The sequence below is a fragment of the Proteus vulgaris genome (assembly GCF_011045815.1).
In the GTDB taxonomy this organism is placed as follows: Bacteria; Pseudomonadota; Gammaproteobacteria; order Enterobacterales; family Enterobacteriaceae; genus Proteus; species Proteus vulgaris_B.
Map to the genome: position 1 here is coordinate 1543811 of NZ_CP047344.1, position 18792 is coordinate 1562602.

At 37.3% G+C, this 18792-nt stretch carries 15 protein-coding genes; 9 read left to right on the top strand and 6 right to left on the bottom strand.

What is annotated here, in order from left to right; all coding sequences use genetic code 11:
* Positions 1 to 74: 74 nt before the first annotated feature.
* The gene (locus tag GTH24_RS07070) at positions 75 to 1724 is read right to left on the bottom strand and encodes an alpha-keto acid decarboxylase family protein (RefSeq protein ID WP_164526149.1); all 1650 of its coding nucleotides are present in this window, start codon (positions 1722 to 1724) and stop codon (positions 75 to 77) included.
* A 148-nt stretch (positions 1725 to 1872) separates the two neighbouring features.
* Between GTH24_RS07070 and GTH24_RS07075 the strand changes: the two genes are divergently transcribed.
* Together GTH24_RS07075 and dld are read left to right on the top strand one after the other, a co-directional pair.
* The gene (locus tag GTH24_RS07075) at positions 1873 to 2760 is read left to right on the top strand and encodes a LysR family transcriptional regulator (RefSeq protein ID WP_115351028.1); all 888 of its coding nucleotides are present in this window, start codon (positions 1873 to 1875) and stop codon (positions 2758 to 2760) included.
* A gap of 232 nt (positions 2761 to 2992) precedes the next feature.
* On the top strand, positions 2993 to 4762 hold the full coding sequence (gene dld / locus GTH24_RS07080) for a D-lactate dehydrogenase (protein WP_072069910.1): 1770 nt from the start codon (positions 2993 to 2995) through the stop codon (positions 4760 to 4762).
* A gap of 57 nt (positions 4763 to 4819) precedes the next feature.
* Here dld and GTH24_RS07085 read toward each other — a convergent pair whose 3' ends face one another.
* On the bottom strand, positions 4820 to 5809 hold the full coding sequence (locus tag GTH24_RS07085; protein ID WP_072069909.1) for a DUF4917 family protein: 990 nt from the start codon (positions 5807 to 5809) through the stop codon (positions 4820 to 4822).
* Positions 5810 to 5970: 161 nt separating this feature from the next.
* Positions 5971 to 7401, bottom strand: coding sequence for an exodeoxyribonuclease I (sbcB, locus tag GTH24_RS07090; RefSeq protein WP_164526150.1), 1431 nt, complete (start codon positions 7399 to 7401; stop codon positions 5971 to 5973).
* 338 nt (positions 7402 to 7739) lie between these two features.
* Between sbcB and GTH24_RS07095 the strand changes: the two genes are divergently transcribed.
* Together GTH24_RS07095 and tmaR are read left to right on the top strand one after the other, a co-directional pair.
* Positions 7740 to 9002 carry an MFS transporter gene (locus GTH24_RS07095; RefSeq protein WP_115351031.1) on the top strand — a complete coding sequence of 421 codons (1263 nt, stop codon included), beginning with the start codon at positions 7740 to 7742 and terminating at the stop codon, positions 9000 to 9002.
* Between the two features lie 255 nt (positions 9003 to 9257).
* Complete coding sequence (gene tmaR, locus GTH24_RS07100; protein ID WP_036937771.1) at positions 9258 to 9596, top strand: PTS system regulator TmaR; 339 nt, start codon at positions 9258 to 9260, stop codon at positions 9594 to 9596.
* A gap of 184 nt (positions 9597 to 9780) precedes the next feature.
* Here tmaR and rne read toward each other — a convergent pair whose 3' ends face one another.
* Positions 9781 to 13281, bottom strand: a complete 3501-nt coding sequence (rne, locus tag GTH24_RS07105) for a ribonuclease E (protein WP_164526151.1) — start codon at positions 13279 to 13281, stop codon at positions 9781 to 9783.
* A 531-nt stretch (positions 13282 to 13812) separates the two neighbouring features.
* Here rne and rluC point away from each other — a divergent pair.
* The gene (gene rluC / locus GTH24_RS07110) at positions 13813 to 14766 is read left to right on the top strand and encodes a 23S rRNA pseudouridine(955/2504/2580) synthase RluC (protein WP_115351033.1); all 954 of its coding nucleotides are present in this window, start codon (positions 13813 to 13815) and stop codon (positions 14764 to 14766) included.
* A 107-nt stretch (positions 14767 to 14873) separates the two neighbouring features.
* Here the strand turns inward: rluC and GTH24_RS07115 are convergent, their stop codons facing one another.
* The gene (locus tag GTH24_RS07115) at positions 14874 to 15269 is read right to left on the bottom strand and encodes a hypothetical protein (protein WP_072069905.1); all 396 of its coding nucleotides are present in this window, start codon (positions 15267 to 15269) and stop codon (positions 14874 to 14876) included.
* 45 nt (positions 15270 to 15314) lie between these two features.
* The gene (locus GTH24_RS07120; protein ID WP_072069904.1) at positions 15315 to 15914 is read right to left on the bottom strand and encodes a Maf family protein; all 600 of its coding nucleotides are present in this window, start codon (positions 15912 to 15914) and stop codon (positions 15315 to 15317) included.
* 141 nt (positions 15915 to 16055) lie between these two features.
* Here GTH24_RS07120 and yceD point away from each other — a divergent pair, with 141 nt between their 5' ends.
* The 4 genes from yceD to GTH24_RS07140 are packed head-to-tail and all read left to right on the top strand — an operon-like array spanning position 16056 to position 18785.
* Positions 16056 to 16589 carry a 23S rRNA accumulation protein YceD gene (gene yceD / locus GTH24_RS07125; protein ID WP_036937758.1) on the top strand — a complete coding sequence of 178 codons (534 nt, stop codon included), beginning with the start codon at positions 16056 to 16058 and terminating at the stop codon, positions 16587 to 16589.
* Between the two features lie 5 nt (positions 16590 to 16594).
* Positions 16595 to 16765 (top strand): 50S ribosomal protein L32, encoded by a 171-nt coding sequence (rpmF, locus tag GTH24_RS07130; protein WP_006537252.1) that lies wholly within the window; start codon positions 16595 to 16597, stop codon positions 16763 to 16765.
* Positions 16766 to 16789: 24 nt separating this feature from the next.
* Positions 16790 to 17827: a phosphate acyltransferase PlsX gene (gene plsX / locus GTH24_RS07135; protein WP_115349520.1), complete on the top strand. Its 1038-nt coding sequence runs from the start codon at positions 16790 to 16792 to the stop codon at positions 17825 to 17827.
* 4 nt (positions 17828 to 17831) lie between these two features.
* On the top strand, positions 17832 to 18785 hold the full coding sequence (locus tag GTH24_RS07140; protein ID WP_072069903.1) for a beta-ketoacyl-ACP synthase III: 954 nt from the start codon (positions 17832 to 17834) through the stop codon (positions 18783 to 18785).
* Positions 18786 to 18792: the final 7 nt, after the last annotated feature.

Below are 18792 nucleotides of genomic sequence, written 5' to 3' on the forward strand. Positions count from 1 at the left end.
ATTAAAATAATAGCTAGGCTTTTTTATAGCCTAATAAAATGAGTTTATTTAAGATTTAGTTTTACATGTTTACGTTAAAACGAATAAAGCGAATCTTTAGACTCTTTTAATTTTTGTGCTAATTCAGAAGCTTCATACCGCTCTGTTACTATTTCGATGTAAGAGGCTCTTTCTGTTGATTCGGCTATTTCAAGTGTTTTATTTAATTCATCTATCGTTGTAACTTTTGCACAATGCCAATCTTTTGCACCGAAAGCTTTAGGCAATTGATGATAATTCCATTGAGCAAGATCGTTATAATAAGCTTCGGGATAATCACACAACAGCCGCTCAATTAAATAACCGTTGTTATTTAAAACAAGAATGATTGGTTTTAGTCCAAAGCGAACAAATTGGCTAATTTCTTGTACGGTTAATTGATGTGAGCCTTCACCTGTAATTAAAATAACGCGTTTTTCAGGCGCGGCAAGTGCTGCACCAAATGATGCGGGTGTTGCCCAACCAATAGAACCCCATAATGTTTGGTTATGGAACTGAACATCTTCTGGTAATAGAGCAAACCCTAATCCCATTGATGATGTACCAGTTTCAGCAATAATAATATCGTTAGGTTTAAAGAATTTCTCTAATCGGGGGTAGAGGTATTGAGCCGTAATTTCACCGTTATCAGATAAAACCGAGTTGCTTAACCCTTTAGCTTTTATCTGATGATACTTTTTATAAGGTAGTTGTTTTGTGAGCGCTGAGAGAACATCTTCCATATAAATATCATCATAAACAACAGAATCAATTTCAACATAATCTGACATGATGCTGATAAATTGCGTTGGTTTAATACTGGCGGTAAAACTACCGGTATTAAAGTCTGTCATCATTGCACCGATCCCTAATATATACTCGCTATTTTCGACAAACTCTCTGACATCAGGCGTCATTAATTTTCCATCGTACATCCCAACATATTGAGCATTAGATTCACTTAATATACTTTTATCCATAAACATAGTGGCGTAAGGTAAACCTGTTTTATCAATAAAAGCTTGGACATTATCTGATAACCCTAAACGTGTGGATAAAATACCAGGTAATACGCAGATATTATTGCTTTGTGTAAGCTTATCAATAATCAGTGATGCCACTTTTTCTAGTATTTCTTTATCACTTATTGGTTTTTTCGGTGTGGTAACAGATGTGTTTTCTATCACTGGCATCACAGCATAATCAGATGGTAAACCAATATAAACAGGACGACGTTCTTTTAATGCTGTTGCAATTAAACGCTCCATTTCAGCAATACAATTTTCAGGCGTTAATATTGCATGAGCACACGCAAGACGTTGAGCTAATTGATAGAAAATATCAAAATCACCATTACCTAAGGTATGGTGAACGAGACGTTTGCTTTTTTGTACGCCACTTGCTGGCATACCCACTAAATGAAAAATAGGTAGATTTTCTGCATAAGAGCCTGCAATAGCATTAATCGCACTTAATTCACCCACACCAAATGTTGTTGATAACGCTGCCATACCTTTAATTCGAGCATAACCATCAGCAGCGTAAGCTGCATTTAATTCATTGCAGTTACCAATCCAACGCAGATGCTTGCTATTACAAATTGTGTCTTCTATAGGAAAGGCGTAATCGCCGGCAACGCCAAAAATATCACTTATACCTAAGTCATATAATCGGTTTAAAATATATTCAATAACGGAATTGTTCATATTATCTCCATAAAATCCGAATAATAATCTATAAAAATAGAATTATTCATTTATATTATTCTTAATGTTTTATCTCGGATATTATTTGATATGAAATGGTTTATTATCATTGAGGGTATAACTAAATGTAATAAGGTAAGTATTGCTAATGGATATTCGCACGCTTCGCTATTTTGTTGAGGTTGTTCAATTAAATGGGTTTAGCCGAGCAGCTGATGCATTGTTTATTACGCAACCTGCGATTAGTCGCAGTATTAAAAAATTAGAAGATGAATTAGGTGTTGTTTTATTAGTGAGAGAGGTCAATGGCGTAAGGTTAACTGATGATGGTGCAATACTTTTTGAACATGCAAAAAAGATACTCACGCAATTTAATAGTATGAATAAAGCTATACAAGACAAGTCGGGACCATTGACAGGGACATTAAATGTGGGATTACCTCCGGTAATAGCTTCGACATATTTTGCCGACATTATTATGGCATTTAGTTCTCTACACCCTCAGGTTGAACTAAAAATATTTGAATTAGGAACTAAACAAATGGCAGAAGCGATGATAGAGGGAAAAGTAGAAACCGCAGCCGTAGTATTACCTTTTAATAATGACATATTTGAATTAACACCTTTTTCAGAAGAAAGCTTGATGCTATTAGTGTCTCCATCACATTCTTTAGCCATCAAAAAAGAAGTACATTTTAACGAGTTGATTAATGAATCATTTATTTTTTTCTCTGAAGATTTTCGCATTAATGATTTAGTTTATAGTGCCTGCGGTATTTATAATACAACGCCTATTGTTGCGGGACGTAGTGATCATTTAGATTTAATTATAGCGATGGTAAAAGCGGGTGTAGGTGTAACACTACTGCCTAGGAGTATGTGCAATAAAAATCCCATAGGTGATTTAGTGGTACTTCCTGTTGTTGAACCTACATTGTCATATCAATTGGCGTTAGCAAATAATAAAAATGGTTATAAAAGTCGAAGTTGCCAAGCATGGGATCGACTAGCAAGAGAAAAGCTAATAATAGAATAAAATAGCAAATTGAGGCTTACCAATATTCTATTTAAGAAATAAATATCAAAAATATTTTTAAATAACAAAAATGGCTGAACATAAATTATGTTATTTTTTTTGGAAATGTGGATAGCAGTATAAAAGCAGTTATATAAATGATAAGTTTATATTTTGCACGTAGCATTATGAGTAATAATAAAAGCGAGCAAAATACAAATTAATCAGACAAGACAGGAATAGGATAGGGAAAATGAATGAGAGTAATAGCTCTGTAAATCAACATTTTATTCGTAAACTTGAAAGTATTGTTGGTAAAAAACAGGTATTAACACAAGCACATAAAACAGAACGTTATCGTAAAGGCTTTCGTTCAGGACAAGGAAAGGCATTAGCAGTTGTATTTCCTGCCAATTTATTAGAACAGTGGCGTGTTTTTAAAACCTGTGTTGAAGCTGATAAAATCATTATTATGCAAGCGGCGAATACGGGATTAACAGAAGGTTCGACGCCTAATGGCGATGATTATGATAGAGATATCGTGATTATTAGTACATTACGTCAAGATAAAATACAGGTTCTCTCAGAGCATAATCAAGTTATTGCCTTTCCTGGTAGCACGCTGTGGCATTTAGAAAAAGTATTAAAGCCATTAGGACGTGAACCTCATTCTGTTATTGGCTCGTCTTGTATTGGTGCTTCTGTTATTGGAGGGATCTGCAATAACTCTGGCGGAGCTTTAGTTCGTCGAGGACCTGCTTATACAGAATTATCGCTGTATGCACGTGTTAATGAAAAAGGCGAGGCTGAATTAGTTAACCATTTAGGAATTGATTTAGGCGAAACCCCAGAAGAGATTTTAACCAATTTAGATAATCGTCATTACCATGAGAAACAAATACAAGCGACAGAAAAATTAGCATCCGATCATGAATATCATGAACGTGTGCGTGATGTAGATGCCAATACGCCTTCTCGATTTAATAATGATGAACGTCGTTTATATGAGGCTGCGGGGAGTGCGGGTAAATTATCTGTTTTTGCTGTGCGATTAGATACATTCCCAGCGGATCATCGTACTCAAGTCTTTTATATTGGTACTAATAATCCTGACGAGCTAGAAGATGTTCGTCGCCATATTTTAAGTCATTTTAAAAAGCTTCCTGTTGCAGGAGAGTATATGCATAGAAGCTACTATAAAATGGCTGAAGTGTATGGAAAAGATACATTTTTAGTGATTGATAAATTGGGTACAGATAAAATGCCTATTTTATTTGCCGTGAAAGGGCGAGTAGATGCGGTATTAAATAAAGTCCCTTTTTTACCTAAAAATATGGTCGATAGAACCATGCAGTTTATGAGCAAATTATGGCCAGCTCATTTACCCGAACGTATGACAGATTTCCGCGATAAATATGAACATCATTTAATGTTAAGAATGGCTGATGAGGGCATTGAAGAGGCATCAACCTATTTAAAAGAATACTTTAAACAAGCTTCGGGTGATTATTTTGAATGCACTGAAGAGGAAGGGAATAAAGCATTCTTGCACCGTTTTGCTGCTGCTGGTGCCGCTGTTCGTTATCATGCTGTTCATGTGAATGACGTTGAAGATGTATTGCCATTAGATATTGCATTGCGTCGTAATGACAAAGATTGGTTTGAAAAATTACCACCAGAAATAGAGAGTAAATTACTTTATAAACTCTATTGTGGTCATTTTATGTGCCACGTTATGCATCAGGACTACATTATTAAAAAAGGTGTTGATGCGAAGGCGCTAAAAGAAGAAATGTTAGCGTTATTAGATAAACGTGGGGCAGAGTACCCCGCAGAGCATAATGTTGGCCATATGTATTATGCAAAGCCTCAATTAAAAGCGTTCTATAAACATAACGATCCAACCAATAGTATGAATCCAGGTATAGGTAAAACCTCAAAATTAAAATATTGGGGAGAAGAGTGTGGATGTGGGCATGCACATAGTGAGCCTAAAATAGGTAACGTAGAGAATAAAGGATAAGTTTTATTTTTTTAATTGAAAATGATAAAGGCAGGATAAAACCTGCCTTTTTTCTATTTAGTCATTAGCCCATAATGCTTCGCTGTTATGAGCAATAAAATGAACATCAATTTCATCAGGGTTAATAAAATGACGAATGCGAGAATAAAAATAATCGCATGTCTCTTCATAATTATCATTCATAAAAATCACGATCCCAAGATGGTTGATTTTATCAAAAGGGATTTGTTTTAAAATATGTTCATCTTGAGTACCCATACTCCAGCCTAAAATGAGTAAACTATCATTAATGGTTGGAATAGCTTCATGATAAATACGTGTTAAATAGTTACTTGAACGTATAGTTTTTAGTTTTTCCTCACTTGTACCTTCAGAGATAAACAGCGGAGAGTAATTATGATCATCCCAATTTTGACTAATTTGATCGATAAGATGGTTGTCACCTTGAATACTTAATTTTAACTCTTCATCATTTTCATTCTTTGCAAGAATAAGATTACCATGAGGATAAAAAACAAGATTAGAACGATTACCTCTGTATTCGCGGTATTCTTCAAAATCTTCATAAAAACTGCTACGATTGAAACAATCTTTAAAAAGTGGATATGGATGATTATCATTAACTTGCATGATAGTCCAATAAAGCATAATGTCGTAATTCAAACTGAATATTGTGTCAAACTGCTTAATAAAATTAGCACAATTATTAATTTTATCTCTTACTTCATCAATACAAGGGTGGATACCTTTAACTGTATTAATTAAGGTTTTTTTTACTTGACTATGAGCCTGATGAATATCATTACAATCAATATTGAAGATGCTATTAATTACTGTAGCTTGGGTGAACTTTCTTAAAATATATTCAAAATCTTGAGAGTGAAAAGAATCAAAAATATTTTTTACATTTTTTGGCAACTTTGCATTGGAAAATAAATTAGAGTAATTAAAATTAGGATCTATAGCAATTGATGATCCATTTCCTAATAATAAACTTCCTGTAAATAACTCAGAAACAGCATTCCACTCTTTTACATTAAAACGCATAATAACCTCGGTATAAAATATGAGTGGTTATTTTATTTATTTGTATTTAGTTTTTATGCGTAGCTATTCGTAAATATATAATCAATTTATACCTAAAAAGGTGTGTTAATACCAGAGATTATAATAATCTCTGGTAATGATTAATAATTTATTGAATAGTATTAACTCGCAATTTCTTGAGCATATAAATAAAGCTCTTGTAATTGTTTTAGTTTTTCTTCGTTATCGCTATGTTCTTCTGCTAAAAGCTGGATCGTATTGATATATTCAGTCAGTTTTTCGGGCGTTAACACTTCTTTTCTATGCGCGAGCCAACGCTGTTGTTCATCATAATTTAATGTTGATGGATAATTTCTGGCACGATAACGGAAAAATAACGGCTCCATTCTTGCATCTTCAAAGGTTAAATCTAAAGCAGGTAAATTCTGTGGTTGTGTTGAGCGAATAATGTCCATTGCACTACGATCATTTTCACTGAAAAAGCCATTATAAATTTGAGAATCAACATTATCAGAGACAACAAAAGGTGCCTGTTGAGCGAAGAGTTCTACGACTTTATTGCGTATTTCAGGATGTGAAAATAAAATAGCTTGATTATTTAAACAAGTATCAACATCTAAACCAATTCTATCTGCATCTTGTGGTCTTAATGTATTTTGTGGAGCCACAATAGGGCATTTATTAATATGCAGTAATTTAATGGGAACAGGTGGCTCATCAACTGACAATTCACTGCGTGGCGTATATAAACGCTCACGTAATTGGTCTGATGTTAAGGTTAATAATGGAGATATATCGGCAGATAAATCGCACACAATAACAGCATTACGATTATCAGGATGCCATGCTAATGGTGCCACAAGACTTAAATTAGAACGAGCGGCTCCAAACATACCTGAAACATGTACAATCGGCGTCATGGCGGGAATATCAATTAACGCCTGAACTTTACGTTTATCGCGTAAATTAAAGAAATAATTAAACATCCGCGGTTGCGCTTGTTTTAATTTTTTTGCCATCGCAATGGTGGCGTAAACATCAGACATTGCATCATGTGCATTCTCATGAGAGATGCCATTGGCTTTAGTTAATAGCTCTAGACGAAAGCTTGGGAAACCGTCTTCATTTTCAGGCCAAACAATACCTTCTGGGCGTAGTGCATAGCAGGCTCGTAAAACATCGAGCAAATCCCACCGAGAATTCCCTTTTTGCCAACTATAGGCATAAGGATCATAAAAATTACGATAAAGGATATTACGGGTTACTTCATCATCAAATCGAAGGTTGTTATAACCCATAATACAGCTATTGGGTTGGCTAAATGCTTGGTGAATTTGACGAGTAAATTCAGCTTCAATAACACCGTTTTTTAACGCAATTTGTGGTGTTATTCCCGTGATCATTACCGCTTCGGGGTGGGGCAAATAATCGTCATTAGGTTTACAATAAATAACGAGAGGATCTTCAATTATGTTGAAATCCATATCAGTTCTTATACCCGCAAATTGAGCTGGGCGATCTAGCGCTGGGTGTGTACCAAAGGTTTCGTAGTCGTGAACATAAAATGTGGGCGTTTTCGCTGAGTTAGACAAGGTTTCCTTCCATGATTTATTTGCTTGATAGATATGCAGACATGGTAAACCATAAAGTTGAAAACGTGAAATATGAGATTAAAGTAGGCTAATAAAGTTTCTGAGATAGGGCATAACCGTGAGGATAAGTATAAGAATACCTCACTTATATTGATCCCTTTTGTGCGTTTTATTTGAACAATAGCAATGAAAAATAAAAGCAGAGTTAGAACACATAACTCAAATTGTTAACGTTAACTTTTGTGCTTTATATCACATTATAGTGAGATAGTAGTTTGTTAAGTGAAAAGTTAACGTTAACATTTAAAAGTGGAATGACTTTATAAGGCGCTTAACCAATGAACAAAGACTCAAAAAAATACTATGCGATTTTAAGTGCGCTGTTATTTTTCTTCTTTTTTACCTGGTCTTCATCATTTTCATTAGTTTCTATTTGGCTAAACCAGTATGTTGGGTTAAAGGCGACTGATACCGGATTGATATTCTCTGCAATTTCTCTTATTGCATTATGTGCACAACCTTTATATGGCTTTATTCAGGATAAGTTAGGTCTAAGAAAAAATCTGTTATTAGTGATTGCGATATTACTTATTCTTTCTGGGCCATTTTTCCTTGGTTTTGCTTCAATACTACGTTGGAATATTTTTATTGGTTCCATTTTTGGGGGGTTATATGTAGGTATGACCTTTAATGCAGGTATTGGTGTATTAGAGTCATATACAGAACGTGTGAGTCGTATTCGTGGTTTTGAATATGGTAGGGCGAGAATGTGGGGCTCGCTTGGGTGGGCATCTGCAACATTTGTTGCTGGGCACAATATTAATATCGATCCTAATTATAATTTTGTGATGGCATCTATTTCTGGTGTCGTGTTCTTAATTCTTTTAGCTCTATTAAAAACAGGTAAATCAGACGCATTTAATCAATTAGAGCATGGGAAAACATCAGGTATTACTGTAAAAGACGCACTTAATTTACTTTCATTACCTCGTTTTTGGGCTCTTATTTTATTTGTGATTGGAACCTGTGTATATGGTGTTTATGACCAACAGTTTCCAGTCTTTTTCTCATCACAATTTGCTACTCTACAGCAGGGTAATGAGATGTATGGATATCTAAATTCATTACAAGTGTTCTTAGAAGCTGGTGGTATGTTTATCGCTCCCTTCTTAGTTAATAAAATTGGTGCTAAAAACGGTTTATTGCTAGCTAGTAGCGTTATGGCCACGCGTATTATTGGTTCTGGATTAGTTGAAGGGCCAATCTTGATCTCTTGTATGAAATTATTACATGCCGTTGAGTTACCTATCTTATTAATTTCAATTTTTAAATATAACAGTCAACATTTTGATAAACGTTTATCTTCAACACTCTATTTAGTGGGTTTCCAATGTGTAAGTTCCATTGTTGCAACATTGCTCTCACCATTAGCAGGTTATGGATATGATCATTATGGGTTTGCACCAACTTATATGGTGATGGGCTGTATTGTGATAGGAACAACACTTCTTTCAGCTATATTTTTACGCTCAGATTCGAAAGCGTTATTGCCATTTGATAACTTACAACATGGGGATCAAAATAAAGCTCAGCCTGTTTAATCGTGCTCTAATTTATCCTTTGTCGTGTCGATTTTGGCTACCCATGAAAATGTGTAGCCATTTTTTACTCATAAGTAAGTCAACATTTACTCATTAAAAAATGTTGACTATATTTATTATTGCAAATAATCCTAATTATTTGTTAATTAAGTGAAATCAATTAAATTTGTAAACTTTGCTTGTTTATTGACACGATTAAGCGATAATCTTAAACAGAACTATTTATCTTAAATATCAATTGTAAAGGTGTAGGAAATGGATAACGCAAACAAGCCGTCTTTCCAAAACGTACTGGAGTTTGTGCGTATGTATCGTCGTAAAAACAAAATCCGTCGTGAGATCACTGACAATGAGAAAAAGATCCGTGATAACCAAAAGCGTGTTCTTTTATTAGACAACTTAAGTGAATATATTAAACCTGGTATGTCTATCGAGGATGTTCTGGGTATTATTGCGAATATGCGTAGTGACTATGACGATCGTGTTGATGATTACATTATTAAAAATGCAGATCTGTCTAAAGAACGCCGTGAGCTTTCTAAACAGTTAAAAGCGATGGGTGAAATTAAAAATCTTCCTGATCTAAAAGACTAATTATTTTATTAAGAATAAGAAATTAAAGGCCTCTGAATTGAATATTCAGGGGTTTTTTTTTATCTTATTTGGGGTTTAAGTACATTAAGTTAATTTGCTAATAGTCACCCAAAAAAAGAACCCACTAAAAAGTGGGTTCTCAATTTAAAAGTATTATCAAGATATTCTTAATAACGACTTATTATTAATTTTGACTTTCAGCTTTAGTCATTACTGATGAAGATTGGTTGGTTGAACAATGTCCACCTGCACCAGTACGGCCTTTTTTATCAAAAGCAAGGCGATTTTCCCATGCTTTGATTTCAATCGCGACAGTAGGTTCATCAGATGCTGGCGCTTTTGTCATTGGTGCGCTTGCATGAAGTTGGCGTACTACTGGCTCTTGACGAATAATAACGGCTGTAGGTTTACTTTCTTTTACTGGTACTGGCTCTACTGCAGGCGTTACACTTTCACTCTCTTCAGGCTGACTTTCAATAGCCGTTTCAACGACAGGCTCAACAGCTGTTTCAACAATAGCTTCAGCATCATTTTCTTTGTGTTGCTCAACTATTTCTTCTGTTGTAACTGAAGTAGCAATAGGTTGAGGTTCAGGAGTAGATGTTTCACTTACTTCTCGTTCTATTGGTGCAATGACTTCTTGTGTAACGTTTTCAGTCTCTGCGTCTGTTTCTACTTGCTGTGAAGCTTCATGCATATAAGCTTCAGTTGTGTTTAATACCGCAGAAATGTTTTCTTTACGAGTGACATGTTCTTCGGTATTCACATCATCGATAACGTTGTTGACAACACTTTCTTCAACTTGATTCTCAATGCTATTTGCTTCTGCCGGTGCTGATTGTGGCTCTACTGCAATAATCTCAGCAACAGCTTCAGTGGTTGATTCAGAGCTAACAGTCACAGTGTAGGTCGATTCTGCTGTATCTGCTTGTTCCACTTTTGCAACAATGGCTTCTGAAACCGCCGGTGCGATAGCAACCATTTGAGGATCTGCATGAGTAATGATGTTCTTTTCAACAATATTGTTATTGTTTTCAACACTATTCTCAATAAATGGAGCATCACTGACTGGTGTTACAGGGTAACGAATAAATACTTTACCAGAAGCAAGTTCAGGTGATGCAACCGCCATTGTAAGTGGCATTGGTGACACTGTTAATGTACGTTCATCACGATAACGACGGCGACGTTGACCACTTACACGTAAATGACGAGGTGAACGACGAGAACGACGAGGCATGACATTCTCTTGCCCGTTGTTATCTTCATTTTTATTATCATCTTGTGCTTTTGGTGCTACATCAGATAAGGCTTTTACTGGTTGTGCTTCATTTGTTTCAACTTTTACAACAGCATCGGCTTTAGGTGCTGTTTTTTCCGTTGGAGCAGCTTTAGCTGGTGCGATAGCTACAGGAGGTTCTGAGATTGCCTTTTCTGTTGTTGCAACAGTTGCAACTGGAGCAATGGCTAACGTTGTATTGCTGTCGGTTACACGCACAGATTGCGTTAATTGTCGACGATTACGACGTTGCATAGCAGGGCGACGAGGTTCTTCTTTCTTCTCATCAGCACTGTCTTTTTCAGTCGTATCATTTTCGCTAAGTGCAACTTCTGCTTTCGCGGCTTCTTGTTGCTGTTGACGTTTTTCTTCTTGGCGACGACGTTGCTCTGCGCGTTGTTCACGACGTTGTTGGCGACGCGCTTCGCGTTCTGCAATCTCTTGCTCACTACTCACTTCAGTTGTTGGAGCTGTTTGTGGTTTTTGATTGCGATTCTTGCGGTTGTCTTCGTTATTCGTGTTATCACGATTACGATCGTTATCGCGGTCACGGCGATTATTGTTGTTACGTCGATTGTTATTATTACGACGCTCACGACGATTATCCGTATTCTCTTTCTTGGTTTCCTGTGGTTTTTCTTGTGTTACCGCAGGCTCTGGCTCACTACCAAATAAGTTAGAGAAGAATTTTGCAACTGAGGCAAAGAAGCCAGTACTTTGGGCTTGCTCTGATTTAACTGGCTTAGCTTGAGGTTGAGGTGCTTTTTTACTTTTCGTCGTCGTTTCTGGGGTGTTTTCTTCTTGCAATCCAAAGGCTGAAATTGCAGGTTGTTCAGGCACTTTACGCTCTGTGACAACATCGTCTTCAGCTTCATTTAACTGACTTTCATGGAATTGCGCTAAGTTGTAACTCAGAGACGTAATTTCTTCGCCCTTACGCACTCGAATAACAGAAAAATGAGGAGTTTGCATTTGGTCATTAGGAACAATAACCACTTTAACGTTAGATTGACGCAGTTCAATATCTGTTACGGCTTTACGTTTTTCGTTAAGCAAATAAGAGGCAATTTGAACAGGGACAATTGCATGTACTTCATGGGTATTTTCTTTCAGTGCTTCTTCTTCAATTAGACGTAACACAGAAAGTGATAATGATTCGTTATCACGAATAGTACCAGTGCCTAAGCAACGAGGACAAACGTGATGGCTTGATTCACCTAATGAAGGACTTAAGCGTTGACGAGACATCTCTAATAAGCCAAAGCGAGAGATGCGCCCAATTTGAATACGAGCACGATCTTGGCGTACAGCTTCGCGCATTCTATTCTCAACTTCACGTTGATGGCGCACTGGCGTCATGTCGATAAAGTCGATAACAATTAAACCACCGAGGTCTCGTAAACGTAATTGACGTGCAATTTCGTCAGCGGCTTCTAAGTTAGTATTGAATGCAGTTTCTTCGATATCACCACCACGTGTTGAACGAGAGGAGTTAATATCAATTGCCGTTAATGCTTCAGTGGTATCAATAACTAATGCACCACCGGAAGGTAGGCGGACTTCACGTTGAAATGCAGATTCAATTTGTGATTCAATTTGATAATGGCTAAATAATGGAACAGCGCCAGTATAATGACGAATTTTGCTAGCAAAATCACCACGACCAATCGCTTCGATATGGCTACGAGCCATTTCAACAACTTTTGCGTTATCAATTAAGATTTCACCAATATCAGGACGTAAATAGTCGCGGAATGCGCGAACGATTACGTTACTTTCCTGATGGATTAAGAAAGGAGCGGGGCGATTCTCTGCTGCTTTTTTAATGGCATCCCAATGTCTTAGGCGATAGCTTAAATCTTGTTGTAGTGCTTCAGCCGATTTACCGACACCCGCAGTACGTACAATCAGACCCATGCCATCTGGAATTTCAAGACTTGATAAGGCTTCTTTGAGTTCTGTACGGTCTTCACCTTCGATACGGCGAGAAATACCACCTGCACGAGGATTATTTGGCATTAATACCAAATAGCTTCCTGCAAGGCTGATAAAAGTGGTTAATGCAGCACCTTTATTACCACGCTCTTCTTTATCAACTTGAACAATAACTTCCTGACCTTCTTTCAAGACATCTTTGATGTTAGGACGGCCATGGGAGTGATAATTACTAGGAAAGTATTCGCGGGCTATTTCTTTAATAGGAAGGAAACCGTGGCGTTCCGCACCATAATCAACAAAAGCTGCTTCTAGGCTGGGTTCAATTCGAGTGATTTTACCTTTATAGATATTCGCTTTTTTCTGTTCATGACCGGGGCTTTCGATATCCAGATCGTACAAGCGCTGCCCATCCACAAGGGCAACACGCAACTCTTCCTGCTGAGTCGCGTTAATTAACATTCTTTTCATATTGTGACTTACTCGTTATTTTCACGTTTTATAATGTGCCACTAACATACGTAATTACACTATTGATAACCGATGACCTCGTGTCTTTTACAAATGCGTCAACCTCACGGCTGTCGATTGTATAGAGGTGCAATATCTCGGTGAGTCTGATTTTTAGTTCAAAAATTCAGCACTCTTTAATTGAACACAATGTTTCAACTCAATAAGCGATGTATTTGTGGCATACTAAATTGTTTGATTTTCGACTATGTCTTACGCCATTGCTGCATTTTGAAAATCAAACAAACAAAATTTTCATAAATATACCTGATAAACATAATCAGGAGAGTCTGCATTATTCCATTGGTGTTAGGGTTATAGCAAGATGACTTTTCCGCTTTGGTGACTTTTTCTGTATAAATATGAGAGATTAGCTAATGTTTCGTCTTTTTCCCATTATTCAGGTTAAAATAGACGACAGAATTGATGTTATTTTGTGCACCACAAAGTTGTTTGTTATTTTTATTTTAAGAGAGCCAAAGAATCGCCACTATGAAATCATTTAATCAAGTTCAGTTCGTCACCATTGATGGCGATGAAGCAGGCCAGCGTATCGATAATTTTCTACTGGCACGCTTAAAAGGTGTACCAAAGAGTATGATTTACCGAATTATCCGTAAAGGGGAAGTTCGAGTCAATAAAGGGCGAATTAAACCTGAATATAAATTAAATGCAGGTGACAGTATTCGTATTCCACCGGTGAGAGTAGCAGAAAAAGAAGAAATTGCTGTATCACCAAAATTAGACAAAGTTTCTGCATTAGCTAATTGTATTTTATATGAAGATGAACATTTAATGCTGATTAATAAACCATCAGGTACAGCAGTGCATGGTGGCAGTGGTTTAAGCTTTGGTGTTATTGAAGGTTTGCGTGCATTACGCCCAGAAGCTCGCTTTTTAGAGCTTGTTCATCGCCTTGATAGAGATACTTCTGGTGTATTGTTAATTGCAAAAAAACGTTCAGCACTACGTGCGTTACATGAGCAATTGCGTTTAAAACAGATGCAAAAAGATTATTTGGCATTAGTTCGTGGTCAGTGGCAATCTCACACTAAAGTGATACAAGCACCGTTATTGAAAAATATTCTTCAAAGTGGTGAACGTGTAGTAAAAGTGAGTAATGAGGGGAAGCCTTCAGAGACACGTTTTAAAGTAGAAGAGCGTTTTGAGTTTGCCACTCTGGTGAAAGCAAGCCCTGTTACCGGAAGAACACACCAAATCCGTGTACATGCATTACATGCAGGTCATCCTATTGCTTTTGATGATCGTTATGGTGATCGTGATTTTGATGCACAATTAGTTGGAACAAAGCTTAATCGTTTATTTTTACATGCAAGTTCTTTGACATTCACTCATCCTTCAACGGGTGAGCAGATGCGAATTGAAGCACCAATGGATAATACATTACGCCATTGTTTGCAGGTGTTACGTAGTCAAAAATCTTAGGTCTAAAAATTTTTATTTCGACAGAAAATCCGAACACTCAATGCGCCCAGTTAGCTGGGCGTATTTTTTGCTTAACATTATGTAAAATCGTTAATTTAAAAATACCATTAACTTTCTACTTTTGTCATACATTGCTCAACGATGTTGTCAATATTCCACTCTTTAGGCATTGATTTTGAACCATTTTTGCGCATTTCCATATCAACACGAATAAATTCGGTAATACCGTAATTTTTAATGATGCTGTCGTAGGTGCACCCGCACACTTCTGTAATTTGAGGAATGAGTGCATCATCAGTAATACCTGATCCTAATATGCAACTACTGACAAAGTTCTTTTTGAATGAGGATGTGCTGTCATCTTTTTTATTTGAAATTACACTGTCTTGGACAGTATTGGCCACATTAGCCGTTTGGGCTGTTTCTGAGTCTTTTTCATCAGAACAACCTGCTAATGCTGTTGCCATCACTAACGCTATCAAGACGGATGTTAGTTTATTCATAATACGTTTTATCGCTACATAAGATTAAAAATAAGATGATCGGGGTTATTTTTGATCATCAGAGAATAATATTGGGTTTATTCTTTGCGAGAGTAACATTTTATTCAATCGGATAAGTGGTAAACCAATTAAAGAATTTGGATCATCGCCTTCCATTTTATCAAAAAGAGTAATACCTAACCCTTCAGACTTAAAACTTCCCGCACAATTAAACGGCATTTCTTTATTTAAATAATGGGTAATTTCATCATCAGTTAAATGGCGAAAGTATACTTGAAATAATTCACAATGTGTTTGATGTTCTAAAGTTAAACTATTGTATACTGTTAATCCGGTATAAAACGACACACATTTTCCCGAAGCTTGTTTTAATTGCGCGAAAGCATTATCAAAGTCATGGGGCTTACCTGTGATTTTTTTATTTAACATACAAACTTGATCAGAGCCAATAATAAGGTGATGTGGAAATTTTGCTTGTAAAGCGCTAGCTTTTTCATAGGATAAGCGAGTGACAAGATCTTGAGCACATTCAGTGGGCTTCGGGGTTTCGTCAATATCGGGAGATGCCTGTATAAAGGGCATTCCAAGCTTTTTCAGCAACTGAGCTCGAAAGGGTGAAGTAGACGCAAGAACGAGTGGCAACATATTTTTTTTAAAATCCGTAGCAAAATGGTGCCTGACATTCTAAACTATGCGCCGCTGATAAAGCGAATTTTGGTGGAAAGGTGTAGATAACCCGCCTTTTTCTTTGACTATATTCCATTACAAAGATAATATGCGCGCCTTATGCAAAAGGTAAAATTACCCCTGACCATTGATGCGCTGCGAGCAGCTCAGAAGAATTTAGACTATGACGGTCATTATTCTCCAGAGCAAGTAAGCCGCTTAGCTGAATCGGTGGTCAGTGTGGACAGTAATATTGATGTGGCTTTATCATTTGATATTGACCATCAACGTCTTGCCGTGATTAAAGGACATTCCGATGTGGATGTAACTTTAGAATGTCAACGTTGTGGTGGCCATTTTCCTTATCATGTTCACGCAACATATTGTTTTAGCCCTGTTGTCAGTGATGAACGGGCCGAGGCATTACCGGAAGAATATGAACCAGTCGATGTAAACGAATTTGGTGAAATAGATTTGCTGGCAATGATTGAAGATGAAATAATCCTCAACTTGCCGGTGGTTCCGGTACATGATTTTGAACACTGTGAAGTGTCCGACGCGGATATGGTGTTTGGTGAACTCCCTGAGGAATTATCAGAGAAACCAAATCCATTTGCCGTATTAGCCAGTTTAAAGAAAAGTACTAAGGAGTAAGGTCAATGGCCGTACAACAAAACAAACCAACTCGTTCTAAACGCGGTATGCGTCGTTCTCATGACGCGCTGACAGTAACTCAAGTTTCAGTTGACAAAACTTCTGGTGAAACTCACCTGCGTCACCATGTAACTGCTGACGGTTACTACCGTGGTCGCAAGGTTATCAACAAGTAATTAGCTTTATAGCTCGTTGATACCTTGACAAATCTAACCATAGCGTTAGATGCGATGGGCGGGGACTTCGGTCCTCGCATCACAGTGCCTGCTTGTTTGCGGGCGCTGGCATCTAATCCTCATTTAAAAATATTGCTGGTAGGTCAACCAGACGCTATCTCTCCTCTGCTTGCAGATAAAAATGCTGAGCTAATCTCCCGTTTACACGTTATACCCGCAGAACATATTGTCGCCAATGATGCTAAACCTTCACACGGTATTAGGGCCAGTAAAGGTACATCAATGCGAGTGGCACTTGATCTCGTGAAAACAGGTGAAGCACAAGCATGCGTAAGTGCTGGTAATACTGGCGTATTAATGGGATTAGCAAAACTGCGACTTAATGCTATTGATGGAATTGAACGTCCTGCACTGGTTTCAGTATTGCCCAACCAGAAAAAAGGTAAGACTGTCGTTCTTGATTTAGGCGCTAACGTTAATTGTGATAGTCAAATGTTAGTACAGTTTGCCGTGATGGGCGCAGTGATGGCCGAAGAAATTGCAGGGATTAGTTCACCTAAAGTAGCACTTTTGAATATTGGTGAAGAAGAGAGCAAAGGATTAGATAATATCCGCGAAGCCGCTACAGTATTAAAGTCAACACCTAATATCAATTATATTGGTTATGTTGAAGGTAATGAATTACTGACAGGCAAAACAGATGTATTGGTGTGTGACGGCTTCGCAGGTAATGTCTCCCTTAAAACGATGGAAGGAGTTATTCGAGTTTTCCTTTCATTGATTAAATCTTCTACTACCGAAAATAAAAAAACGTCGTGGTGGATGAAAATATTGAAGAAATGGTTACAAAAACGGCTAATTAAGCGTTTTGGACACATGAACCCCGACCAGTATAACGGTGCTTCTCTGTTAGGATTACGCGGTATCGTCATTAAGAGCCATGGTGGCGCAAATGAAAGCGCGTTTACAGCAGCAATAGAACAGGCTGTTCATGCCGTTGAGCGAAAAATCCCAGAACGGATCGCTTCTCGACTGACAACAGTATTACCCAAGAGCGATTGATAGAATGTATACAAAAATCTTAGGTACTGGTAGTTACTTGCCTGTACAAGTGCGAACTAATGCCGATTTAGAAAAAATGGTTGAAACATCTGACGAATGGATTGTTACCCGAACAGGTATTAATGAACGTCGGATTGCAACAGAAGAAGAAACTGTTGCTGTGATGGGCGCAGGTGCGGCTGAAAAAGCACTAGAAATGTCTGGTATTGATAAACAAGATATTGGATTGATTGTTGTTGCCACAACATCAGGCTCACATGCATTTCCAAGCGCAGCATGTCAGATTCAAAATGCGTTAGGCATCAATGATTGCATCGCTTTTGACGTTGCAGCTGCATGTTCTGGCTTTGTTTATGCATTAAGCATTGCTGATCAATTTATTAAAGCAGGTTCTGTTAAGCATGCTCTTGTGATCGGTGCTGATAGATTATCCCATGCGTTAGATCCTAACGATCGTGGCACCATTATTTTATTTGGTGATGCGGCAGGTGCAGCCGTTGTGGGTGTGTCAGAAGACGAAGGTATTATTTCTACACATTTACACTCTGATGGGCGTTTTGGTGATTTATTAGCATTACCTTATCAACGTAAAGAAAATGAAGATTTACCTGCTTACGTTACAATGGCAGGAAATGAAGTATTTAAAGTCGCAGTTCGTGAACTTGCCCACATTGTGGATGAGACACTTGAAGCTAACAATATTGATAAATCGGAACTGGACTGGCTTGTGCCTCATCAGGCAAATTTAAGAATTATTTCAGCGACAGCGAAAAAGCTGGATATGACAATGGATAAAGTAGTGGTGACATTAGATCGCCACGGCAATACGTCAGCAGCATCAGTCCCAACAGCATTAGATGAAGCTGTAAGAGACAATCGCATTCAACGTGGTCAGTTAATCTTGCTGGAAGCGTTTGGTGGCGGTTTTACTTGGGGCTCTGCACTTATCCGTTTTTAATATTATC